Below are 23,450 nucleotides of genomic sequence, written 5' to 3'. Positions count from 1 at the left end.
ACCTGTTTTTAAAGGTTCTAGCGTCCCCCCTATTTTAATTTTTCCAATCAATTTTTACGAATAGTCTTCTATCACAGAGCATGTAAGACGACCCATAAAAAGCGTAAGCCCCCATAAAGCGATATAGCCCACACAAAACCATGTTATTTTTGATAAAGACCACCACCACATTGTAGATGATAGAGCGCTAAAATCTGTAATAATGCCATAGCCATAATAGATCATTCCCGCTAAACATGCCAATTTATGAGCATGGCAGTAAGCGCTAATCCCAAAACCACCACCAAGATTGACACAAGAATACGAGACCAAGACCCCATGACAACTCCTTAAACTTCAAATGTTGTATTATATCGTTTTTTTTGTTTGTCAAGGGGGTTTATCAGTTAGGTGGAGTGTTTTTAATGTTTATCTTTTAGGGATAAGCCTAGAAACATTGCTTTTTATCATGAACCAATTATCGGTCATCTAATATACCATTAATAGGTGTACTTGGAAATGTTGAAGCGGAGCAAAAAAACACATAAAGAAGAAAATAACCCATTACTTTCCAAAAAGACCACCCATTGAAACTCCAAATGAGACACAAGCCTGTCATGGCTGCAACAACGATGCAAAATAACGACAAGAATCTTAAGCTAGAGATTAAAATTTTTTGCCCCTCTGTGAGCTTGTCTTTTCTAAACGCCTCTTGCAAACCTTTCTCAGCCAACGGCTTGACGCCATCAACGATTGGTTTGGTATCTGGGAAAAAAATACTGATAGCCGCACCTCCAATACCCATAGCAGCAGTAATGAAAGGATTGTTTTGATTGGGATCAGAATTTTCTATCTCTTCCATCTCTCTTTTTAAGTTCTTCCCAAACACGAGATATATACCCCACGCAACCAACCATAAAAGCACCACCACAACAGAAAAAATAAAATACGCCATGCGAGAAACCCTTTAAACATCAAATGCTGGAGTGTATCGTTTTTTTTGTTTGTCAAGGGGGTTTATCAGTCAGTGGATAGTGTTTTAATGTTTATAAAATAATAGCGTTTATAACGATGCAATTTCAGCCCCTAATTTTAGCGCCCCTAACAAGCCTTCCACATTCAGCCCCAACCCCACGCTCAAATTCTCGCTTGAGCTTTTAATATAGGACCTATGAAAGTCCTCTAAACGCACGCAGCCCGCGCTTTCTTGCCACAATCCGCTCTCTAAGTATTTTTCTATCTCGCTAGGATCAAACGCCTTTAAACGCGCTCTAAAAACCGATAGATCCAGCCATTCCAACACAGGAGAAATCAATGCAGAGCAAGTTAAAACCTCTATTTCATTACCATTTTGGCGTTTTAAAAATTCAAGGGCTTCTTGCTTGTTTTTAGCTTTTCGTTGCATGCGATTACCCACGCTCACCACGCTATCAGCCACCACGATAACGCAATTATTCGCAAGTAACTCTTTAGCTTTTTCTAATTTCCCCTTGCACGCCAAATAGACAAACTCCCTAGAGTCTGTGGTTTTTAGGCTTTCTTCATCAAAATAGAGCGCTTTTTGTTCAAACTTAATCCCATGCTCTTTTAAAAGATTCGCCCTAGCGCTGGATTGAGAGCCTAAAATAAGCTCCATGCTATCCCTCTAAAGCTTTAAGAGCGGTATTTTTCGCTAAATTGAGCGCGGCTTGCAAATTTTCAATATCCTTGCCCCCAGCGCTCGCAAAATCACCTCTCCCGCCCCCTTTGCCCCCTAAAATTTGCGCCACTTCATTAGCCCATGCGTTCGCCTTTATGGGTGCGTTTTTCACCCCGCATGCGAGAGTGATTCGCTCGTTTTCTTTTTTAAACACCATAGCGAGCAATCTTTCATGCTTACTTTTCAATCGGTCAATCATTTCTTTAATGTCGCCCTGTTCCACGACGCCCACCACCAAATCCACGCCATGGATTTTTTCAACCGGTAAATCCATAGAAACGGGGGCTTTTTGGCTGTTTTTCACGCTCTCTTTAAGCTTGTTGATGCCGGCGATCACATCGTTATTTTTCAATAAAGTCTTAGCGTTTTTAAGCTCTTTATTTTCTTCTTTAGCCAGTTGGTAAAAGGCTTTCCCGCACACCGCTTCAATGCGTCTGACCCCACTACTCACCCCGCTTTCTTTAAGAATCCTAAACCCCCCAATCAGCCCGGTATTTTCCACATGAATGCCCCCACACAATTCAATGGACGCTTCTTTAAAGCTCACCACCCGCACATTTTCAGCGTATTTTTCACTAAATAACGCTAACGCTCCCTTATCTTTGGCTTGGTTTAAAGGCATATGCTCCACCTGGCTTGTCAAATGCTTGAAAATTTGAGCATTAACTAAATCTTCTACTTTTTCTAACTCTTCATCGTTGAGCGCTTTAGGGTGCGAGAAATCAAAGCGCAATCGTTTGGATTCCACTAAACTCCCTGCTTGACTCACATGCGAGCCTAAAACTTCTCTTAAAGCGCTCTGCAATAAATGCGTCGCGCTATGGTGTTTGGCGATTTCTAAGCGCTCATCGCTCACTTGCGCGATCACTTGATCGCCTTTTTTTAGCGCTTTTTTGATTTCAAGGAGTGAAAAATTAAGCCCAAAAAAGTTTTTTGTGTCTGACACTAGAGCCGCTTCTTCATTGTCTTTAAAAAGCGCGCCCCTATCGCCTATAGCCCCCCCACCTTCTGCATAAAAAGGGGTTTTTTCTAACAACACCCAAACTTCTTGGTTAGGATTTGCATCGGTTATTTCTTTAAAATCGCTATCAAAAAACCCTAAGGCTTTAGCAGAACATTCTGTCGTTTCATACCCCACAAATTCATTGGGTGCATAAGCGTTTAAAATAGCGCTAAAATCAGCGTTATGTTGTTTGCCTTTCCATGAAGCTTTAGAGCGTTTCACCTGCTCTTGCATGCACAATTCAAAGCCTTGCATATCCACGCACGCCCCATGACTTCTTAGCATGTCGTTCGTTAAATCCAAAGGGAAACCAAAAGTGTCATAAAGCTTGAAAGCGATCTTGCCATCAAAGATTTTATTTTCATTCAAATGCTTTAAAGACAAGTTAAACAATTCCATGCCCGATTCCAAAGTCTCTAAAAAGCGCTCTTCTTCTTCAAAGCATTCTTTCATCACCATTTCTTTAGACTCTTTCAAATACGCATGCGTGTTAGAAAATTGCTCGCACACCACGCCCACGACTTTGTATAGAAACGCTTCTTTCAAGCCCATTAAATACCCATGCCTTAAGGCTCGCCTTAAAATGCGCCTTAAAACATAGCCACGGCCTTCCTTATTGAAATGCACCCCTTGAGCGAGCAAGAACGCTACCGCTCTTGCGTGATCGGCCACTACCCTAAAACTTGGCTGGAACTCGCTCGCATAATCCAGGCTTGTAAGCTCGCTGATTTCTCCCATTAGGGGCGCAAATAATGAAGAATCAAAATTATTGAGCTTACGTTCTAATAGCGCTTGCACCCTTTCTAATCCCATGCCCGTATCAATGCTAGGCTTTGGCAAGGGGGATAAAACGCCATCATTAGAGCGTTCGTATTGCATGAACACCAAATTCCAAATTTCTAAAAACCTATCGCCCTCGCCCCCAAAATAATCCTCGCTCCCCTTAAAGTGTTTTTCGCCCTGATCAATATAAATTTCACTGCAAGGCCCGCAAGGCCCGCTATCGCCCATTTGCCAGAAATTATCTTTATCGCCCATTTTTTTAATCCTGTCAACAGGCACAAACTTTTCCCATAGTTTAACGGCTTCATCGTCTTTTTCATGCACGCTGATGTATAAATCTTTAGGTTTAAACCCTAAATTCTTGGTTACAAATTCCCACGCAAACAAAATCGCTTCTTCTTTGAAATAATCCCCAAAAGAGAAATTCCCTAGCATTTCAAAAAGCGTGTGGTGCCTTGCGGTGTAACCGACATTTTCTAAATCGTTATGCTTGCCACCCGCTCGCATGCACAATTGCGAACTTGTCGCTCTGGGAATGCTAGGGCGTGGCACTATACCGGTAAAAATATCTTTAAATTGCACCATGCCGGCATTGGTAAAAAGCAAGGTAGCGTCATTAGGCACTAAAGGCATGCTGGGATAAATCTCATGCCCCTTATTTTGAAAAAATTGTAAAAATTCGTTGCGAATGTCCATGGGTATTCCTTTTTGTTGTTTTATCGCGCATTTTAAGGCTATTTTATAGCTCTTTTAAGTTGTTTTTTTAAAAAGATAGTTTATTATACTTTAAACATCCAAAATTAAAGGAGAAAACCATGTTCCATGAATTTAGAGACGAAATCAGCGTGTTAAAAGCGAATAATCCGCATTTTGATAAGATTTTTGAGAAACACAACCAGCTTGATGACGACATCAAAACCGCTGAGCAACAAAACGCTAGCGACGCTGAAATCAGCCACATGAAAAAACAAAAATTAAAATTAAAAGATGAAATCCACAGCATGATCATAGAGTATAGAGAAAAGCAAAAATCTGAACGCGCTTAAGCCATCTTAGTGAAAACACGCTAAAACGCTTTTAAAAGAGCGTTCTAGCTTTACCGCTTGGTTGGATTTAACGCTTTGATTTTGGATTAAAGCGTTAGGTTGTTTTTAACTTTATTCCCACCATAAGCTTTATTAATTTTAATGTTCTTTACATCATTTTAAAAATGGGGTTTTGAAACTTTGTTTTATTGTTTTAGCTCTCATTTTATTGTAAAACTTATTTTATTAAAGTTTTATTTTATTTTCTTAAAGGGATGATAGGGAGTATTTGAAATCATTCTCTCTCCTACAACCCACAACTAAATCCCCCTAAAGAAGCACTTTCTAAAAATTACCGCTGAAGCTTTCCACTAGCTTAAAAACGCTAAAAAGGATTTTCATCAAACCCCCAAAAGAGAGGCTTTAAAAAAGAAAAGTTTTAAAAAAAAGATAATTCAAAAAAAAGAAAAAAGATCAAACCCCCCAAAAAAAAGAAATCCCTTTAAAAAAGAAATCCCTTTAAAAAAGAAATCCCTTTAAAAAAGAAATCCCTTTAAAAAAGAAATCTCTTTAAAAAAAGGGTTTAAAAAAGAAACCCCTTAAAAAGAAAGTTTAAAAAAAAAGCTTTAAAAAAGAAAGGGTTTAAAAAAAGAAAGTTTAAAAGAAAAGGGTTTAAAAAAAGAAAGTTTAAAAGAAAAGGGTTCAAAAGAAAAAAGATTTTTCATTAAAATCCCCCAAAAAGAAAGAGAGTTCAAAACAAAGGGTTCAAATGAAACCCCCCTAAAACAAAGGGAATTTAAGAGAAAGGCTTTAAAAAAAAGAGAGTTCAAAAAAAAAAAAAAGAAAAAAAGAAAGTTTAAAAAAAAGAAAGACTTTAAAAAAAAGAGGGTTTAAAAAAGAAACCCCCCAAAAAAAGAGTTTAAAAGAAATCCCTTAAAAAAGGGAGTTTCACAAAGGGTTTTTAGCTTCTAGTAAGCGAACACATAATTCAAATACACGCTATAAAGCCTTCTGTATTTGAGTTCAGCTCCCATAAAGGAATAGTAATTGGTGTTGATGGTGGGGATTTTCACGCCTAACTCAATCCCATGCTGAGCCGCATGATCGCTGCCTTTTTTCTTGGATCTGGCTAAATTCATCCTCACTCCCATGTTGAATAAGAATTGGAAGTTCGCCACGTTCATTTTAGCGTTATAGACATTATTCACGGTGGCTAAATTCACGTATTCAGAATTAAGCCATGAAGTGCCCGCTAACGCAATCCCGCCAAAAAGCCCCACGGAAAGCTTGTTGTTCTTGCCTAAGAAATTGGTGGCTTTATCGTTGATGAAATTATAGAGAGCGTCCGCTCCAAAACCATAAGTCCACACGTCAGAAGCCGAGTTGAAGAAGCTGGATTTGATGAACGCATGGTTGTAATCAAAAAAGCCGTAATACCTAGCGCCCCATTTTCTTTTTTGCCCAAAGAATTGCTTGTAACCCACTTGAATACCGATCCCATTCATGGCACCATTGTTGGTTTGAGAACCGACGATGCCCACTTTCCTAAAGGGATTACGCCCTAATTCTTGGTTGATGGTTTGGATTTGGTTGTAAGAATTTTGATTCAAGTAGTAATTGGTTTCTATGCCTTGCGGGCTATAGGGGTTATTCTTTTTTCCCACCACGTTTTGCAAGCTTGAGCCGTTAGGGACTTTGGAGAGCGCAGTAGTGATGCTGTTATAGGTGTTGCCCAATTCGCTGTATCTAGATCTGAAATTCACCAAAGTGTCAGCGATGTTTTCGGCTTGCTGTATCTGCTGCTCTTGAGTGCCAAAATGAGCGATGCTGTTGTCTAAATTATCCAGGGTTTGTTTCACATAGGCGCAACCGGAAGCGAAAGTTTGAGTGGTAACCGTGCCAAGAGCTGAACCTTGTGTGCCACTAGTGCCAGCTGTTGAAGGGTTGTTGCATGTGGCTAAAAAGCCTGTAACAAAATTTTTAAAACTCCCGGTAAGATTGTCAGGGTTAATGGCTTGCCCCACCTGATGGGCTAAATTGAGCATTTTGGCTTGCGCGCTAGCGTTAGCGAGCATGCCTTGAGCGAAGCTAGCGTCTGTGAAAGGGTTGAAAGGCTTGCCATTATTACCGCCTACTGGGGTTGATTGTTCATGCTCGTTAATGACGCTCGTTTGATTGACCAGCTCTTGTGCGTCCGTGATCATCTTTTGGATCGCGCTGATTTCTTCTGAAAAACCGCACAACATCCCTTTAGTCGGTTCCATCTGTGGACCACCACTTTTATTAGTTACACTAAAATACGGGCATGCCGTGTTGATGGTGTTAATGAGCGTGCTCGCTTGCGCTAAGAGCGCTTGAGCGCTATTAGGCACACCGTCTAATTGGTTAGTGATTTCGGTGTAGGAGACACGTTGGGTGTTACCTAGTGCGGTTGAATCAACGACTTTTGAACTGATCGTGGTGGTTACGCTTTTGCCGTCTATGGTTTGGATTTTAGTCGTGGTTCCGCCATGTTGGTTTTTTACACCTGTGGCTTTTTCCGAGCAGTTATCATTCCCTTCCCCTGAGCATGTGTAAGTATAGCTTACATTCACCGTTCCGTTGTTTTCTTTGAGCGCGGGTAAGCCTTTTCTTAAAGCCGTTTGGAGGATCTGATAGGCTTCGTTAATCTTTTTAAAATTTTCAATGCTCATAGGGCTGTAGTATCCAGGCGTATACCCGTTCAAAGAGCAAGTGATGGAAGTGGATCGATACCCTGGCTCGTTGTTGAAGATGGTGGTTGAAGAGGTGCTTTTTTGACCATTAGCGTTACCCCCGCATTGCGTAACATAGCCTAAGACATTCCAAAACCCTACCGCCGCGTTGATCGCTAAAAGCACGGCTTGATAAGCCGGGGAGTTGGCTTTATCGCCGATCAAATTCTTCGCGCTCGCGCCCAGATTTTCACGCACCGCATTGATCGCGCTCGGGTCAGCGGACAATTTGATAAGGGTGTTTAGGGTGCTGTAATTATTCAAAAGACTGTTCAGCTTTTCATAATTGTCTGAAAGCTATTGGATGCCTTTGGTGTTTTTCACCATTTGAGCGGCTTCACCGATTTGATAGCCTACGCTTGTGTAAAAGCCGTCGTCTTCAGCGCTCAAAGTGGAAACTAAAAGCGAACCTAAAGTTAATGAAAGGATGTGTTTTTTCATGTTTTCTCCTTGAAATTAAAATGGTTTAGGTAAGTCTTGTAAAATTATAAGATCTTATCACAAGATTTCGTTAATTGTAGCATGAAATCGTTTTTTTTTTTTTGTCATTTTCTTAAAAATTTTGTCATTTTTTTGATTTTGTTTGGGTGGTATTGAAAAGAGTTTTTAGATTTTGTTTTAATAGGGATAGCGATAAAAATGGGGGTTTAGTTGCTTGGTGGGATCGTTTTGGATTTGGTTGTAAAACTCTTAAGGGGGTGTTTTAAAATAGCACTCCCACTAGATTTCTAATAACGCTCAAGAAACCACCGCTAAAATCAAGATTTTTCATTTTGTCAATGAAGTGTTCAAACACTAGAGATATTTGGGATTTCTGCTTGGGTGGTTTTAAGGGGGATTTTTATCGTTTTTACCGCTAGCGCTCCATAAAAGCCGAGCCAAGATTAAATAAGATTAAATAAGATTAAATAAGATTAAATAAGATTAAATAAGATTAAATTAAATAAGATTAAATTAAATAAGATTAAAGGGGACAATGCCCCCTATTAGCCCTAATCAAACATTTAGTGCTGTTTAAAAGGGCTATCCACGACTTTTTTCCTGTCCACAATGTAGGGGATTAAAGCCATGTGGCGGGCTCTTTTGATCGCTACTTCCACCCTTTCTTGCCACTTTTTGCTATTGCCTGTCAACCTCCTTGGCATGATTTTATAGCGCTCTGATAGCGTGTGCTTGAGCATGTCTAAATCTTTATAGTCAATAAAGCTGATTTTAGCTTCAGTGTATTTGCAATAGCGTTTTGAATAGCGTTTTCTTTCCATAATGTCTCCTTAATTTTAACCCTTAAAAGGGGATTTCTTCTTCATCAATATTGATTTCAGGCACGCTGTTTTGATACTTGGACGGCTGTGCTTGTAAATTCTCTTTAGCGTAAGCGTTTTGCACATAACTTGGGGCTTGGTTAAAAGGATCTTGGCTGGGAGCGTTATGATTAGCGGGATAAGCGTTGTTGAAATTCTCATGCATTATACTATCTTGCATAGCGTTTGCTTGGGGATTGTCTGACTTTTTATCCATAAATTGCAACGAGTCCACTGTGATAGTGTGGCGGGAATTTTTTTTGCCCGTTTGATCCATCCAACTCTCATAAGTCAAACGCCCTTCTATCAAAACGCTTGAACCCTTGCTCAAATACTGGTTAGCGATTTCAGCCGTTCGTCCAAACAAACGCGCATCTATAAAGCACACCTCTTCGCCCAGCGTGCCGTCTTGTTTCTTAAAACGCCTGCTTGTGGCTAAACCTATTGTAGCCGCAGCCGAACCGCTAGGCAAATATTTCAACTCCACATTCCTGGTCAAACGCCCTACCATAATCACTTTATTAAACATGATAAGCCCTTATTCGCTATGAGATCCTACGCTTTCTGCTTCCTCTACATGGTGAGAATGCGTGTGTTCGGTTTTTTCGTGTTTTTCTTTGGCATGCGATGGCTTTTTATTAGCCCTATCCACTAACGCATGCCACGCTTCTACTTCTTTCTTGCTTTCGTATTTGATCACAATGAAACGCAACACGTCTTCATTGATGCGATACAACCGTTCAAGCTCTAAAATCATTGACGGCTCCGCTTTGAAATACGCCACATAATAATAGCCTCTTTTGTGCTTTTTGATTTCATAAGCCAAATTACGCATGCCCATATCCAGGCTCGTTTCAATCACGCCGTGATGCTTAGTGATCACTTCTTTATAAAACTCAATTTTGGATTTAATCTCTTCTTCTACTAAAGTAGGTTTGAGAATAAACATCGTTTCATAATGCCTCATCCATTCTCCTTGTGGTTGTATAGCCCTTTTTTTACTAAAAAAGAGCAAGGTCTAAAAAACTTTTGATTATACCTTGCTTTCGCTTGTTTTTGGATTAAATTGAGTTTTATTAGTAATATTAAAGCTCAAAACGAAAAACGCCTTAGGCATTTTTAGGGGTTAATGATTTTTTGAATGGGGGTCAAATACAAAAAGCCCAATTCCTTTTGCCCTTGCATGCTTTGAATGTGCCATAACCTAAAAATTTCAAAAACCCTCTTATAGCCGGCTTCTTTCAAACGCATGGCGTTTTTAGCGTAATTTTCGGCAATTTCTTTAGGAGGAGCGTAGCCTAAAACCTCTTTAGCGTCCATTAAACCGGTCGTTTTAATGTGGGCGAAAAATAAAAAAAGTTGGTAAAAATACCGCTCTAACCCCCTTAAAATATCCGCATCTTTTTTGCCCTCTTTTAACAAATAATCATAAATATCAAGGACGCTTTTTTTCAAAAAAAGCCCTAAAATGAGCTTTTGCAAATCCATATCCCCCGCATTGGAGCTTAATTCTTGAATGTCTTCTAAAGCGATGGGTGCGTTTAAAACCGCTAGCTTGTCTAAATCGTTAAACGAAATGCCTAAATCTTCGTTATTGATCTCAAAAAGAGCGTTTAAAAGATGGCTGCTGATGTCTAAATGCAAAAAATTAGCCCTTTCTTGTAAGAATTTCAAACTCTCCCAAGTTTTAGGGGTAAAAAAGCGCGCACAGATCGCTTCATCTTTCAAGGGGCTTTTTTGGAAAAATTTAACGATAGCATCGCTAGTGTATTTGTATTTGGTGGTGTCGCTTTTAGCATTATAAAGCCCTATGATAAGCCTGTTATGGCTAGGCCGCTCTAAAGCTTTTAAAAAAAGATTGGTATCATTTTCTTTAAATTTCTTATGCAGCGCAAAATCTAATTTTAAAATGACTAAACTGCTCCCTCCAAATAAAGAATCCTGCTCTAAAAGGGTCGCAATCTGGCTTTTTTCATAATCGCTCGCATAAAAAAGCGAAGTTTCTGTGTCAGGGTTACTGAGCTTAAAAAGCGCGCTAATCGTTTGAATATAATAATGGATAAAAAAATCAAACTCCCCATACAAAAACACCGCTTTAGGGAGGCGTTGTTTTAAATAATGGCCCAAATCTTTACGATACATGCTCTTTAATCCTTTCTGTGATTTCGCCTCTAACTCGCCCTAAAATCAAATCCGCATGCGTGATTGTAACGCGCACCTTTTCTAAAGGCTTAAAAACCTTGTTCGTTTTGACTAAAACTTTAAGCCCTATAAATTCTTTTAGCCCCACCACCACCCAATCTTTAACCTCTAAAACCACGCCCAAAAACTCTTTTTCTAAACACTCTAAAGCTAAGCGAGCGAATTTGCGTTTGACAAAATCCCTTTCAATCAAAGCGGCCTTTTTTTGCAAAGCGTTCAATTCAGCGCATAATTCAGGCGTTTCTTCTAACAAATACGAGCAGCCTTTAGCTTGATGGAACAACAATTCTTTTAAAAGCCTGTGTAAGGCTAAATCGCTGTATCGTCTAATGGGCGAAGTGAAATGCGTATAGCTAATAAACCCCAAACCAAAATGGCTTTCTTGCATGGGGCTATAAAGGGCTAAATTTTGAGATTTAATGATCAAGCGCGAAACTTCTCTTTCTAACTTCTTTTCTCTGGCTATTTTTAAGGCATGCTCTAAAAAAGCAAAAAAGCCAATGTTTTTAGGGCGCACAATCTCATAATCAAAAAGCTTAGCGTAGAGGCGTTTTTGCTGCTCCAAACTCGGCTCTTTATGGGTGCGGTATATCCCCTTATTTTGAAAATGCTTATCCAATAACCTCGCGCTAGATTGGTTGGCTAAGAGCATGGCTTCTTCTATGAGGGTGTGCGCATCGCTTTCTTTTTCTGTTTCAATTTTTTCTATACGCCCTTCTTTATTCAAATACAGCTTGTTTTCAAACGAATTGAAATTAAACCCTTTTTTTAAACGCTCCTTTTTTAACTTTAAAGCCATTTCTAAAAACCCTAAAAGGCTTTGTTGCAAATCTTTATCTAAAGAGCTTTGATTAGCGCTTAAAAAATGGTTGATTTCTTCATAAGTGCAATTAGCCCTAACTTCAATAACGCCTTGAGATAATCGGGCGTTTTTCAAATTATCTAAAGGGATTTCATACACTAAAGCCAGGCGTTTTTCAAACGCTTTTAGTGAGCATGCCCCTTGAGACAAACTCAAAGGCAGCATGGGATAGACGCTGTTAGGGAAATACACGCTAAAGCCCCTAACCCTAGCTTCCTTATCCAAACTGGAATGTTTCGGCACAAATTCGCTCACATCAGCAACCGCCACAAACAAAACCCTTTTTTCTTGGTCATAAAAAATCGCATCGTCAAAATCTTTAGCGTCTTTGGGGTCAATGGTGATAAAAGGGATGTGAGAATAATTGATCCTGTCTTTAAAATCGCTCGCTTTGAGTTGCGCATAATGTTGGGCTAAATTCAAACAATCTTTTGAAAAATCCTTAACCCTGTCAAAAAGGCTTAAAGAAAGGTTTTCATCTATCAAAGGGTCTTCTAAAGCCCCTAAAATTTCGCTGATTTCACGCTTTTTAAGATCGATCTTTACCACGCAATGCCTAGGCAATTCTAGTAAGGATCTTTGGCTGTGCTTTAAAAGAATGGGTTTTTTAAAAGGCTCTTTAAAAGGGATAGCCACAATCTGGTGATTTTTTTTAGCCAGGTAAGCTATCATCGTTTGATCTGTGCTTAAAAGAGCGGCTTTAAAAAAGGCTTTAGGGCGTTTTTTAGAACATTCTATTTGGCATAAAATCAAAGCGTCTGTTTTAAAAGAAGAGGGTAAGTTTTTGATTAAAGGGTCTTTAGGGTAATTTTTCGCTAAAGAAATGAAAAACGCCTTATTTTCTGCCCATTCAATCCTGCCTATATCAAAGCCTTCTTTTAAAAAATAGCGCTCCTTGTTGTATCCAAGCGCTTCTTTTAAAACGCCCTTTTCTATTAGAGGAGCGAATGGTTTAGGGATCTTTTTAACCCCAAAAAACAGGCTTCTTAAAAACCCTTGCATCAAAAAACACTTCGCATGACTTCAAACGCCTTTGAATAAGGGATTTGAGAAGCGCTGAATTTTTCAAAACTTAAAGCAGCTTGATAGATGAGCATGCCTTTCCCGTCTTGAAAGGGGGTTTTTAACTCTTTGGCTAGAGACAAAAAGGGCGTTAAAAACCCATACGCCAAATCATAAGCGAGCTTGCCCTCTTTAAAATACCCTTTCAAAACCTCTTTATTCAAAGGCAATTCGTTATTCAAACTCGCTGAAGTGGCGTTAATGATCAAATCAAAAGCGCTTTTAGGAGGATCCATAAAACAATCACAGCCCAAGTTTTGGAAAAAATCCAATCCCCTAGCAGAGCGGTTCAACACGCTCACTTGTAAGCCTTGTTTTTGTAATTCGCACGCTATGGCTTTAGCGCTCCCCCCAGATCCTAAAATCAGAGCGTTTTGATAGTTTTTTTGCTTTAAAGAGAGATAAAACCCTAAAGCGTCGGTATTGTAACCCACAAGCTCATCATTTTCTAAAACAAGCGTATTGACCGCTCCGCATTCAAGCACAATACCTTTGATCTTATCGCAAATTTGAAACGCCCTTTCTTTAAAGGGTAAGGTTACATTAGCCCCACTCAATCCCAAATGCAAGAACTCGCTTTTGATGTGGCTTTCTAAAGGGAGTAATATGGGGTGGTAATGCCCCAAAAACCCTAATTCTTTTTGAAAAGTCAAAAAACAAGCGTTATGGATTAAGGGCGATTTGGAATGCTTAATGGGATTTCCAAAAACCCCAAACGATTTTAATTTCATTATTCTTTCATTCAGCCTTTTTTAAAAGTTTTAAAAACACATAGCCCTTTGTTTTATTAGAAAATTCAATTTCAGCCCAATCGTTTTGAATCTCTAAAACCTTCACGCTTTTATCTCTTGCAAGCGAGCCAATGATTTTACCTTTTATGCTAGGAAAAGCGCGCACATTCACGCCACTGACTGCGACTTTATACTCTAAAGGTTTTTTTCCCATTAAGGGGGTTGTAGGGGTTTTTTGGTTGTTTTGAATGGGCGAGACGCTGTTTTGTTTAGGCTCGTTTTCTTTTTCTTGCTCTTGTTTAATCTCTTGTTTAATCTCTTGTTTAATCTCCTTTTCTTGCGTGGCTGTTTCTAAAGGTAAAGGAGAGTCTTTAGTGGGGTTTTCTTCGGCGATGGTTGTGGTCGTGTTGGCTTCTTCTTGTTTGGGCGAAAGCGCGCGGTTTTGACGCTCTGTCTCGGTTTTTTCTGCATTTGGGCTTATTGGAGCGCTGTCTTTTTTCGCATAAAAACCAAGCGCAGCATGCACTAAAGCATACAACAACATGAACGCCAAAACCACCAACAAAGGCCGCATAAAAAGTTTTAAAGAAGATTTCATCTCAGTTTTCATTTTTGCCCTCAACGCTTTTCAAAATCAATCCTAGGGTCAATCACCACGCAGAGCAAATCGCTTATCAAACTCGCTACCAAACCTAAAAGCGTGAAAATATAAAGCGAACCAAACACGACAGGATAATCCCTACTCACGATGCTTTCATACCCTAAAAGCCCTAACCCATCTAGGCTAAAAACAATCTCTATCAATAAGCTTGAGCTAAAAAACATGCCTAAAAAAGCCTGCGGAAAACCCGCCACCACTAATAAAATCGCATTGCGGAACACATGCGCATAAAAAATACGCCCCACTGAACAGCCCTTAGCCTTAGCGCTCAGTACATAAAGTTTGCCCATTTCATCTAAAAAAGAGTTTTTCACTAAAAGCGTAAGGCTTGCAAAACCCCCTAAAGAAATGCAAAGAACGGGCAAAGTGATATGCCATAAATAATCCTTGATTTTGCCTAACGCGCTCAAACTTTCAAAATTATCGCTCACTAGCCCCTTTAAAGGGAACCAGTGCCAATAATTCCCTCCAGCAAAAAACACGATCAACACCACCGCAAACAAAAAAGTCGGGATAGCGTTAGCGACAATGATCACCACGCTGCTTAGCACGTCTAAAGGCTCGTTATTGCGTTTGGCCTTGAAAATCCCTAAAGGGATAGAAATAAGATAAATCAAAAGCGTGCTAAAAAGCCCTAAAGAAATGGATACGGGCAATTTTTCCTTAATCAAATCTACCACTTTAATCTGGCGATAAAAGCTCTCCCCAAAATCAAATTGCGCGTATTTTTTGAGCATGAGAAGGTAGCGCTCCCCTATAGGCTTGTCAAAACCATAGAGTTTTTTTAAGTTCTCTATCAAATCGCTCTCCAACCCTTGAGACGCCCTATATGAACGCTCTTTAACAAGACCTTGGGTTTCTTTGGACTGCGTGTTATTGATTTTAGCCATCATCTGCTCTATAGGGCCTCCAGGAGCCGATTGGATCAGAAAGAAATTAATCGTCATGATGGCTAATAAAGTGGGGATAATCAAAAGCAAGCGTTTAAGGATGTAAGCGATCATTGAAGATCCTTTTCTTTTTTTACCCACCACAAATACGGCGAAAATCCATAGCTAGGGCTAACTTCAGGCATGCCAATGTAATTATACGCTGCGATTCTGTAATTAGGCAAATAAAAATGCGGTATCACATAAAACCCCCACAACAGCACCCTATCCATCGCTTGAATGGCGGCTAGTTGTTCCTTGTAATCTTTAGCGTTAATGATTTTTTCAATCAAATCATCTACCGCTTTGCTAGAGATTCCCGCATAATTCCTTGCGCCTTTTTCTTTCGCGCTCAAAGAGCCAAAATAAAAGCGCTGCTCATTACCCGGGAAAGACGATTGGCCAATCACTCCTACAATCATGTCAAAATCATAGCTTTTGACCCGATTGACATACTGGCTTAAATCCACTCTTTGGATTTTCATTTCAATCCCCAACACCCTTAAGTTTTTAGCAAAAGCTAGGGCCAATCTTTCAAAGGCTGGGCTGTTTAAAAGCAAAGTGAAACTAAACGGCTTGTTATTTTTATCCACTAAACGCATGTTTTTGTAAGAAAAGCCCGCGCTTTCTAAAAGCTTTTGAGCGTATTTTAAATTTTCCCTCAAATTATAGCCTAAAACATCAACCCCATCGGTTCTAGGCACGACATAAGGCTCTTTAAAAACCCTTTCATCCAAACTCTTTTCATAAGGGGCTAGCAGGGCTTTTTCTTCAGGGCTTGGGAGGGGAGGGGACGCATAGATAGAGTTACTGAAAAAACTGGTGGTGCGCTTGTATTGCGAAAAAAACAAATTTTTATTCGCCCATTCAAAATCAAACGCATAAAATAAGGCTTCACGCACCCTTTTATCCTTAAAAATTTCCCGGCGCGTGTTGAAAAAAAACCCTTGCATGCCGCTTGGCATTTTGTGGGCTATTAGGTATTTAGTGATTTTTTTATTGTCTATAGCTTTCCCCACATAGCCCCTAGCCCAAACCTTAGCCGTGCTTTCAAGGCGCCAATCATACGCCCCGCTTAAAAAAGCTTGTAAAGCAATGGTTTCGTCTTTATAATACTCAAATTTGATCTCATCAAAATTGAATTGCCCCTTTCTGCTAGGCAAATTCCTCGCCCAATAATTGGGGTTTCTTTGGTAGGTGATTTTCTTGCCCACATCAAAAGAAGCGATCACATAAGGGCCGCTAGAAACGGGAATGAGTAAGGGGTTTTTTTCAAAATAATCCTTTTGAAACGCTTTTTTGGAAAAAATTTGCAACTGCCCTAAAATGAGAGGCAATTCTTTATTTTCAGTGGTTTTGAAAATGAATTTAACATGGTGTTTGTCTAAGACAACCGCCTTTTTAACATCTTGGTAATACTGCCTATAAATGGGCGATCCTAATTTCATGATCGTATCAAAGCTAAACTTCACATCGCTCGCTAAAATGGGAGCGTTATTGCTAAACCTCGCTCTTTTATCTATCGTAAAAATCACATAGCTGTTATCCTTAGCCACTTCTGCGTCTTTAGCGATTAAGGGGTATTCTGCAAAAGGTTCGTCCAAACTTTGCACCATTAAAGTGTCATAAATCAGATCCAAGCCTTCGGCTTTAGTGCCTTTGAGCGCAAAAGGGTTAAGGCTATCAAAAGTCCCTATGGCGTCATTTTTTAAAACACCGCCCTTTTTAGCGTTAGGGTTAGCGTATTCAAAATGCGTGAAATTGTCTTTATATTTAGGCTCTTCGCCCAAATATAAATAAGGCGTGGCCTTAAGGAAACAAAACACCCCTAACCATAAGCCTAAAATTTTAAAGACCACTCAAATTAACCCCATCAATTCTTTAGCCTTTTGGTAAGTCGCTTGCGCTAAAGGCCTGGCTTTTTTCACACCGCCATTTAAAATAGCTTTCACTTCATCGTCGCTGATTTCTCTGTATCTTTCTTGGATGGGTTTTAAAGCCTGGATCATTACTTCAGCTAATTCCTTTTTAAAATCCCCATAGCCTTTATTTTTGAAACGCTCTTCTATGTTTTCTGGGCTTTCATCGCTTAAAAGCATGTAAATATTTAAAAGGTTAAAAATGCCCTCTCTTTTTTCATCAAATGCAATAACGCCCATAGAATCAGTGGCCGCTTTTTTGATTTTTCTTACAATAATGTCTGGCTCATCTAAAAGAAAAATCGCATGGTTAGCCCCTTGATGCGATTTACTCATCTTCACTTTTGGATCATCTAGCCCCATAACCCTTGCCCCCACTTTAGCGATCAAAGGCTCTGGCACTTTAAAGCAGTTCCCAAAATCCCTGTTAAATTTTTCTGCAATGTTTCTCGTGAGTTCTAAATGCTGTTTTTGATCTTCGCCCACTGGCACTAAATCGCTTTGGTATAATAAAATATCTGACGCCATTAAAATAGGGTAATTGAAAAGCCCCACATTCACGCTTTTAGGGTTTTTTAAAGACTTGTCTTTGAATTGCGTCATTCTTTGCATTTCCCCCATAGACACCTGACAATTTAATAGCCATGCTAAAGCTGCGTGCTCATCCACTTCACTTTGAATGAATAATCCCGATTGCTTAGGATCAATCCCGCAAGCTAAAAGCAATTTGACCAGTTCATAGCTTTGGGATTTTAAGAATGCAGGATCTATGGGTAGGGTGATCGCATGCGAATTGACGATACAAAAAAGGTTTTCATATTCATCTTGCGCCTCTACCCAATGCTTGATCGCTCCTAAATAGTTGCCCAAATGGATTTGCCCGGTAGGTTGGATGCCTGAAAAGACTCGTTTTTTATGCATGTTATTTCTCGTTGGTTTAGTTAGTGTTATTGTAACCACCTAATTTTAATATTTTAATTTGTCTTAGTTTTTAAGAACGCTTGATCCCAGAAAAGAGTAACACTTCATAGCTCAATTTTTCAAACGCCATGTTTTGAAAAAAATGTTTTTTTTGCTTGAAACTCAGCGTTGAACCCCCCAAAAGACCGCATTTTTTAAGGTAATCCAAGCCATCTTGTTTGCGGTTAAAATAAAGAGCGAAGCGCTTGTTTTCCAATTCTATTTGAAAATTTTTAAAAGCGTTTTTGATTAAGGATTTGAGCGCTTTGAGATCCCTTAAAGGCGAAAGCGTGCCTAAAAACTCATGCACTTCATGCAAGCTAAAATCCGTATGGATAGCTAAAGCCACCTCCTGACTAGAAAGAGCGATTTTTTCTAAAACGCTTTTTAAATCCCTTGCCCATTGTAAAGAAGAAGAAGACACAACCAGATCATAAGTGCAAAAAACATGTTCTTCAAAATCCGCATGCTCTAAAGAGATTTTTTGAATATTAGTAGATTGCGTGGGGTGTAATTTGAGCATGTTCATGGAATTATCCAAAGCGATAAAATCTTCAATCAAAATATTTTGCCGTTCTAAAGCGTTAAAAACAGCCCCACTCCCTGATCCTAAATCCAAAACTTTAGCGTAATGTTTTTGTTTTAAAAATTGAACAAGACAGATAGCGATTTGTTGCTGGATATGAGCGAAGAGGTGATAAGTTTTGGCATGCTTATTGAATGAATGCTGATTGAATGCAAGCTGATTAAATGAATGAAAAGAGTCCAACACCACCGCCTTTAATACGCCACGATTGAAATTAAAACTAAATTTTAGTGTATTCTTAGCAAATTTTAGATAAGATCAAGCGTAGTTTTTTCTAAATTTTAGGCATTTAAGGAATCAGTGTTTATGACGAGCGCTCTGTTAGGCTTACAAATTGTTTTAGCGGTATTGATTGTGGTGGTGGTTTTGTTGCAAAAAAGTTCTAGCATCGGCTTAGGGGCTTATAGCGGGAGTAATGAGTCTTTATTTGGCGCTAAAGGGCCCGCGAGCTTTATGGCGAAATTGACCATGTTTTTAGGGCTGTTATTTGTCATTAACACCATCGCTTTGGGCTATTTTTACAACAAAGAATACGGCAAAAGCATTTTAGATGAAACTAAAACCAACAAAGATCTTTCACCCTTAGTCCCTGCCACCGGCACGCTTAACCCTACACTCAATCCCACACTAAACCCAACGCTCAACCCTTTAGAGCAAGCCCCAACTAATCCTTTAACGCCAAAACAAACGCCTGACGAACTTCCTAAAGAGCCAGCCAAAGCGCCTTCTGTTGAAAGCCCCAAACAGAACGAAAAAAATGATGCCAAAAAAGAGAATAAAGAGAATAATATAAAGGGTGTTGAAAAAACCAAAGAGAGTGCAAAAACGCCCCCAACCACCCACCAAAAGCCTAAAACGCATGCAACGCAAACCAACGCCCATACCAACCAAAAAAAGGATGAAAAATAATGTTACAAGCCATTTATAACGAAACCAAAGATTTGATGCAAAAAAGCATTCAAGCTTTAAATAGGGATTTTTCCACTCTAAGGAGTGCGAAAGTTTCAGTCAATATTTTAGATCACATCAAAGTGGATTATTACGGCACGCCCACCGCATTAAATCAAGTCGGATCCGTGATGAGCTTGGATGCGACCACTCTTCAAATCAGCCCGTGGGAAAAAAACCTGCTCAAAGAAATTGAAAGATCCATTCAAGAAGCCAATATTGGCGTCAATCCTAATAACGACGGCGAAACGATCAAGCTTTTTTTCCCGCCCATGACAACCGAGCAAAGAAAACTCATCGCAAAAGACGCCAAAGCGATGGGCGAAAAGGCTAAAGTGGCTGTAAGAAATATCCGCCAAGACGCTAACAACAAGGTAAAAAAATTAGAAAAAGACAAAGAAATCAGCGAAGATGAAAGCAAAAAAGCCCAAGAACAGATCCAAAAAATCACCGATGAAGCCATTAAAAAAATTGATGAAAGCGTGAAAAACAAAGAAGACGCGATCTTAAAGGTCTAAACCATGGATATTAAGGCATGTTATCAAAACGCTAAAGCGTTGTTAGAGGGGCATTTCTTGCTCAGCAGCGGGTTTCATTCCAATTATTATTTGCAATCCGCTAAAGTTTTAGAAGATCCCAAACTAGCCGAACAATTAGCGCTAGAATTAGCCAAACAAATCCAAGAAGCTCATTTGAATATTGAATGCGTGTGCTCGCCGGCTATTGGGGGGATCTTGGCTGGGTATGAGCTTGCAAGGGCTTTGGGCGTGCGTTTTATCTTCACTGAAAGGGTGGATAATATCATGACATTAAGGCGTGGTTTTGAAGTCAAAGAAAACGAAAAAATTTTAGTGTGTGAGGACATTATCACTACGGGAAAATCCGCCATGGAATGCGCTAAAGTTTTAGAAGAAAAGGGCGCTCAAATCGTGGCTTTTGGCGCTCTAGCCAATCGGGGCATTTGCAAGCGCGCTCATTCTCATTTAAAAGCCCAAGAGGGCGCATGTTTGCCTAGCCATTTGCCCCTTTTTGCTTTAGAAGATTTTGTTTTTGACATGCACAAGCCTAATTCTTGCCCTTTATGCGCTACTAGCGTTGCTATAAAGCCAGGAAGTCGTGGCAACTAAAAAAACCAAAAAAAATAAAACCCCAGAAAAAAAACGCACTTTAGAAAGCCCTTTAAAAGGGCTGTATCTCTCTTTGCGTTTGAAGGCCTTTATCACCGATATTTTTATGATCTATACCCCCATGCTTTACATAATGACTTATGCGATTTTAGGGAGCGCGAAGGATTTTAGGGAAAACCAGAGCGCGATTTTTTTATGCCTGCTTTTTTACGCCCTAACGCACAGCTTTTTTATCGCTTTTAAATCCCAAAGCCCTGGCATGCGTTACGCTCAGTTTAAATTAGTCAAAAATAATGGCGAAAAAGTGGGCTTTTTTTTAGCTTTGTGGCGCTTTGTTTTGTGGGTGTTGAGCATGGGGTTACTCATAGGGTTTGTTGCGCCTTTTGTTTTTAAGTTTTTTTTGCATGACAAATTCAGCGGCACTCATATTGAAACCATCAAGGAGGCAACATGAAAAATTTAGTGATCTTAAGCGGGGCTGGCATTTCAGCAGAAAGCGGGATTAAAACCTTTAGGGACGCTGATGGCTTGTGGGAAGGGCATGACATCATGGAAGTTGCCTCGCCTTATGGTTGGAAAAAGAACCCGCAAAAGGTGTTGGATTTTTACAACCAAAGGCGCCGACAGCTTTTTGAAGTCTATCCTAACAAGGCCCATAAGGCTTTAGCGGAATTGGAAAAACACTATCAAGTTAATATCATCACCCAAAATGTAGATGATTTGCATGAAAGGGCGGGTTCTTCTCGCATTTTGCACTTGCATGGGGAATTATTAAGCGTTCGCAGCGAAAAAGATCCTAATTTAGTTTATAGGTGGGAAAAGGACTTGAATTTAGGCGATCTCGCCCAAGATGATTCGCAATTACGCCCTGATATTGTGTGGTTTGGCGAAGCGGTGCCTTTGCTTAAAGAAGCGATTTCTTTAGTCAAACAAGCGCATCTTTTAATCATCATTGGCACTTCTTTGCAAGTCTATCCGGCCGCTAGCCTCTACACGCATGCGCATAAAGACGCCCTCATTTATTACATTGACCCTAAGGCTAAAAACGCCCATTTACCCCAGAATGTCCAATGCATTAATGAAAGCGCGGTGCATGCTATGCAAGATTTAATGCCCAAACTCATAGAAATGGCTTCTTAAGAAATGTTAAAATAATTTTTATTTTTTCAGCTAACGATTAGCAAAAACATGGTTTAATTGGCTTTGTCATTTTGCTAGTAATTAAAGGAGTTTGAGAGTCTGATGCAACAAGCCACAGAAGCATTGAATCACCCCTATTTTGGCGTTTTTGTTTTGCTAGTATTCACCTTTTGGGTGTTTAACTTAACCTTAAGGATTCAAAGGTTTTTAAGCCGTAAAATGGCTCAAAAAAAGGGCGAAAAGCTCAAGCTCGCTCCCTATGAATGCGGGCCTGTGGCTCTCAAACAGCCTAATAGGGTGTCGCACCATTTCTATATCATGGCCATGCTTTTTATTTTATTTGATGTAGAAATCGTTTTCATGTTTCCTTGGGCGATTGATTTTAAAAAATTAGGCTTGTTTGGGCTCGTTGAAATGCTAGGCTTTGTCTTCTTTTTAACCATTGGTTTTATTTACGCTTTAAAGCGAAACGCTTTGAGTTGGCAGAAATTAGAGGTGAAATAATGCAACAAGCACCAGTTGTTCTAAGCACTTTGGATAAATTATTGAATTGGGGGCGTTCTAATTCGCTTTGGCCTTTAACTTACGGCTTGGCGTGTTGCGCGATTGAGATGATGGCGACAGGGGGTTCAAGGTTTGATTTTGACAGATTTGGCACGATTTTTAGAGCGAGTCCTAGGCAATCTGATGTGATGATCATCGCTGGCACGCTCACTAAAAAACATGCCGAGTTTATGCGCAGGCTCTATGATCAAATGCCTGAGCCTAAATGGGTGATTTCTATGGGGAGTTGCGCTAACACGGGCGGGATGTTCAACACTTATGCGACCGTTCAAGGAGCGGACAGAGTTGTTCCTGTGGATATTTACTTGCCCGGTTGCGCGCCGCGCCCAGAAACTTTACAATACGCTCTTATGGTTTTGCAAGATAAAATCAGACGCTCTAAAGCGATCAAACAAGACGCTCCTAAAAGGTTAGTGTGATGGTAAGAAAACAATCCCCCTATGAAGATGTACAAAGACAATCGCGCCAGCATGACCCCTATAAAATCATAGAACCCACCCCTAAAAAATATTTAGAGGGTAGCGCTTATGAGGTCATTTATAACCACCTTTCTTACAAGCATGAGATTTTAGACAAATACATAGAGACTAACACGGCGGTGTTTTGGATCAAAAAAGACGATATTTTTTCTGCTGCTACGATTTTAAGGCATTTGGGTTATGAGTGTTTGAGCGAAATGAGCGCGATAGATTTGTGCGCTAAAAAAGGGCATTTTGAATTGTTTTATCAATTCGTGGGTTTTAGCGATAGCTGTAAGAACCGCCGTAGGGTGCGCGTGAAATGCGTTCTATTGCCTAATGAAAGCGTGGATTCTTTGAGTTTTTTATACCGATCGGCTAATTGGAGCGAGAGAGAAGCGTATGATTTGCTTGGTATTGTGTTTGACAAACACCCCTATTTGAAGCGCCTTATCATGCCACATGATTGGGTAGGCCACCCTTTGTTGCGTTCTTACCCGCTCAAAGGCGATGAATTCGCCCAATGGTATGAAGTGGATAAAATTTTTGGTAAAGAATACCGAGGAGTGGTGGGTAAAGAGCAACGAGACAGCGCGAGAGTGGATGAAAAAGACACTTTCAATTTCGCTAAAATTGGCTATGAGCAGGGCAAGGGCGAAGAATTAAAAGAAACAGAAGAAAAGCATGCGTTTAAGAAAATCCCTTTTGTCAAAGATTTGCACAAAATCGCCCCCACTATCTTAAAAAAGAGGCTATAA

General features: G+C 39.8%; 24 protein-coding genes and 1 pseudogene. 9 read left to right on the top strand and 16 right to left on the bottom strand.

All coding sequences use genetic code 11. The features are described from left to right. Window positions 1-54: 54 nt before the first annotated feature. The 4 genes from DQL14_RS02875 to alaS form a co-directional block, all read right to left on the bottom strand. The gene (locus DQL14_RS02875) at window positions 55-312 is read right to left on the bottom strand and encodes a hypothetical protein (RefSeq protein WP_108169765.1); all 258 of its coding nucleotides are present in this window, start codon (window positions 310-312) and stop codon (window positions 55-57) included. 145 nt (window positions 313-457) lie between these two features. Continuing rightward, window positions 458-934: a hypothetical protein gene (locus DQL14_RS02870; protein ID WP_108169764.1), complete on the bottom strand. Its 477-nt coding sequence runs from the start codon at window positions 932-934 to the stop codon at window positions 458-460. Window positions 935-1,042: 108 nt separating this feature from the next. Beyond that, window positions 1,043-1,615, bottom strand: a complete 573-nt coding sequence (gene maf / locus DQL14_RS02865; protein ID WP_108169763.1) for a septum formation inhibitor Maf — start codon at window positions 1,613-1,615, stop codon at window positions 1,043-1,045. Between the two features lies 1 nt (window position 1,616). Beyond that, on the bottom strand, window positions 1,617-4,160 hold the full coding sequence (alaS, locus tag DQL14_RS02860; RefSeq protein ID WP_108169762.1) for an alanine--tRNA ligase: 2,544 nt from the start codon (window positions 4,158-4,160) through the stop codon (window positions 1,617-1,619). A 119-nt stretch (window positions 4,161-4,279) separates the two neighbouring features. On the opposite strand from alaS, the gene DQL14_RS02855 reads away from it, so the two are divergent. Then, entirely contained in the window at window positions 4,280-4,510 is a 231-nt protein-coding gene (locus DQL14_RS02855; RefSeq protein ID WP_000468326.1) for a YdcH family protein, read from the top strand. Window positions 4,511-5,457: 947 nt separating this feature from the next. On the opposite strand, the pseudogene babA reads toward DQL14_RS02855, so the two are convergent. The 12 genes and pseudogenes from babA to DQL14_RS02795 form a co-directional block, all read right to left on the bottom strand. Beyond that, window positions 5,458-7,683, bottom strand: a pseudogene (gene babA, locus DQL14_RS02850) (Hop family adhesin BabA). A gap of 563 nt (window positions 7,684-8,246) precedes the next feature. After that, window positions 8,247-8,504: a 30S ribosomal protein S18 gene (rpsR, locus tag DQL14_RS02845; RefSeq protein WP_000440196.1), complete on the bottom strand. Its 258-nt coding sequence runs from the start codon at window positions 8,502-8,504 to the stop codon at window positions 8,247-8,249. A 22-nt stretch (window positions 8,505-8,526) separates the two neighbouring features. Further along, window positions 8,527-9,072 carry a single-stranded DNA-binding protein gene (locus tag DQL14_RS02840; RefSeq protein ID WP_108169760.1) on the bottom strand — a complete coding sequence of 182 codons (546 nt, stop codon included), beginning with the start codon at window positions 9,070-9,072 and terminating at the stop codon, window positions 8,527-8,529. 9 nt (window positions 9,073-9,081) lie between these two features. Beyond that, a complete protein-coding gene (rpsF, locus tag DQL14_RS02835) occupies window positions 9,082-9,510 on the bottom strand; it encodes a 30S ribosomal protein S6 (protein WP_001216701.1) in 429 nt (142 codons plus the stop codon). 152 nt (window positions 9,511-9,662) lie between these two features. Continuing rightward, entirely contained in the window at window positions 9,663-10,685 is a 1,023-nt protein-coding gene (holA, locus tag DQL14_RS02830) for a DNA polymerase III subunit delta (protein ID WP_108169759.1), read from the bottom strand. Next, a complete protein-coding gene (locus DQL14_RS02825) occupies window positions 10,675-12,609 on the bottom strand; it encodes an RNB domain-containing ribonuclease (RefSeq protein ID WP_108169758.1) in 1,935 nt (644 codons plus the stop codon). The genes holA and DQL14_RS02825 overlap by 11 nt, the downstream gene beginning before the upstream one ends. Beyond that, window positions 12,609-13,400 carry a shikimate dehydrogenase gene (locus DQL14_RS02820; protein WP_108169757.1) on the bottom strand — a complete coding sequence of 264 codons (792 nt, stop codon included), beginning with the start codon at window positions 13,398-13,400 and terminating at the stop codon, window positions 12,609-12,611. Before DQL14_RS02820 ends, DQL14_RS02825 begins: the two co-directional genes overlap by 1 nt. Before the next feature lie 7 nt (window positions 13,401-13,407). Further along, window positions 13,408-14,010 carry an SH3 domain-containing protein gene (locus DQL14_RS02815; protein ID WP_108169756.1) on the bottom strand — a complete coding sequence of 201 codons (603 nt, stop codon included), beginning with the start codon at window positions 14,008-14,010 and terminating at the stop codon, window positions 13,408-13,410. Window positions 14,011-14,018: 8 nt separating this feature from the next. Then, window positions 14,019-15,065 (bottom strand): microcin C ABC transporter permease YejB, encoded by a 1,047-nt coding sequence (locus DQL14_RS02810; RefSeq protein ID WP_108169755.1) that lies wholly within the window; start codon window positions 15,063-15,065, stop codon window positions 14,019-14,021. Next, on the bottom strand, window positions 15,062-16,849 hold the full coding sequence (locus tag DQL14_RS02805) for an extracellular solute-binding protein (protein ID WP_108169754.1): 1,788 nt from the start codon (window positions 16,847-16,849) through the stop codon (window positions 15,062-15,064). The genes DQL14_RS02810 and DQL14_RS02805 overlap by 4 nt, the downstream gene beginning before the upstream one ends. Beyond that, complete coding sequence (trpS, locus tag DQL14_RS02800) at window positions 16,850-17,830, bottom strand: tryptophan--tRNA ligase (RefSeq protein WP_162296850.1); 981 nt, start codon at window positions 17,828-17,830, stop codon at window positions 16,850-16,852. Window positions 17,831-17,900: 70 nt separating this feature from the next. Next, window positions 17,901-18,638 (bottom strand): methyltransferase domain-containing protein, encoded by a 738-nt coding sequence (locus DQL14_RS02795; RefSeq protein WP_108169752.1) that lies wholly within the window; start codon window positions 18,636-18,638, stop codon window positions 17,901-17,903. 123 nt (window positions 18,639-18,761) lie between these two features. Between DQL14_RS02795 and secG the strand changes: the two genes are divergently transcribed. The 8 genes from secG (at window position 18,762) to DQL14_RS02755 (ending at window position 23,450) form a co-directional block, all read left to right on the top strand. Beyond that, on the top strand, window positions 18,762-19,364 hold the full coding sequence (gene secG / locus DQL14_RS02790; RefSeq protein ID WP_162296849.1) for a preprotein translocase subunit SecG: 603 nt from the start codon (window positions 18,762-18,764) through the stop codon (window positions 19,362-19,364). Continuing rightward, window positions 19,364-19,921 (top strand): ribosome recycling factor, encoded by a 558-nt coding sequence (gene frr, locus DQL14_RS08520; protein WP_000938350.1) that lies wholly within the window; start codon window positions 19,364-19,366, stop codon window positions 19,919-19,921. Before secG ends, frr begins: the two co-directional genes overlap by 1 nt. Window positions 19,922-19,924: 3 nt before the next feature. After that, window positions 19,925-20,530 carry an orotate phosphoribosyltransferase gene (pyrE, locus tag DQL14_RS08515; RefSeq protein ID WP_108169750.1) on the top strand — a complete coding sequence of 202 codons (606 nt, stop codon included), beginning with the start codon at window positions 19,925-19,927 and terminating at the stop codon, window positions 20,528-20,530. Beyond that, window positions 20,520-20,984, top strand: a complete 465-nt coding sequence (locus DQL14_RS02775; RefSeq protein ID WP_108169749.1) for an RDD family protein — start codon at window positions 20,520-20,522, stop codon at window positions 20,982-20,984. The genes pyrE and DQL14_RS02775 overlap by 11 nt, the downstream gene beginning before the upstream one ends. Beyond that, window positions 20,981-21,670, top strand: a complete 690-nt coding sequence (locus tag DQL14_RS02770; RefSeq protein WP_108169748.1) for an SIR2 family NAD-dependent protein deacylase — start codon at window positions 20,981-20,983, stop codon at window positions 21,668-21,670. Before DQL14_RS02775 ends, DQL14_RS02770 begins: the two co-directional genes overlap by 4 nt. Before the next feature lie 102 nt (window positions 21,671-21,772). Next, window positions 21,773-22,174, top strand: a complete 402-nt coding sequence (locus DQL14_RS02765; protein WP_001183540.1) for an NAD(P)H-quinone oxidoreductase subunit 3 — start codon at window positions 21,773-21,775, stop codon at window positions 22,172-22,174. Then, window positions 22,174-22,653, top strand: a complete 480-nt coding sequence (locus DQL14_RS02760; protein WP_001183511.1) for a NuoB/complex I 20 kDa subunit family protein — start codon at window positions 22,174-22,176, stop codon at window positions 22,651-22,653. Before DQL14_RS02765 ends, DQL14_RS02760 begins: the two co-directional genes overlap by 1 nt. Continuing rightward, complete coding sequence (locus tag DQL14_RS02755; protein ID WP_162296848.1) at window positions 22,653-23,450, top strand: NADH-quinone oxidoreductase subunit C; 798 nt, start codon at window positions 22,653-22,655, stop codon at window positions 23,448-23,450. The genes DQL14_RS02760 and DQL14_RS02755 overlap by 1 nt, the downstream gene beginning before the upstream one ends.

This window comes from Helicobacter pylori NCTC 11637 = CCUG 17874 = ATCC 43504 = JCM 12093, from assembly GCF_900478295.1.
Taxonomy (GTDB): Bacteria; Campylobacterota; Campylobacteria; order Campylobacterales; family Helicobacteraceae; genus Helicobacter; species Helicobacter pylori.
Note: the sequence above shows the minus strand (reverse complement) of the source record. Positions and strands in the feature narration are given on the sequence as shown.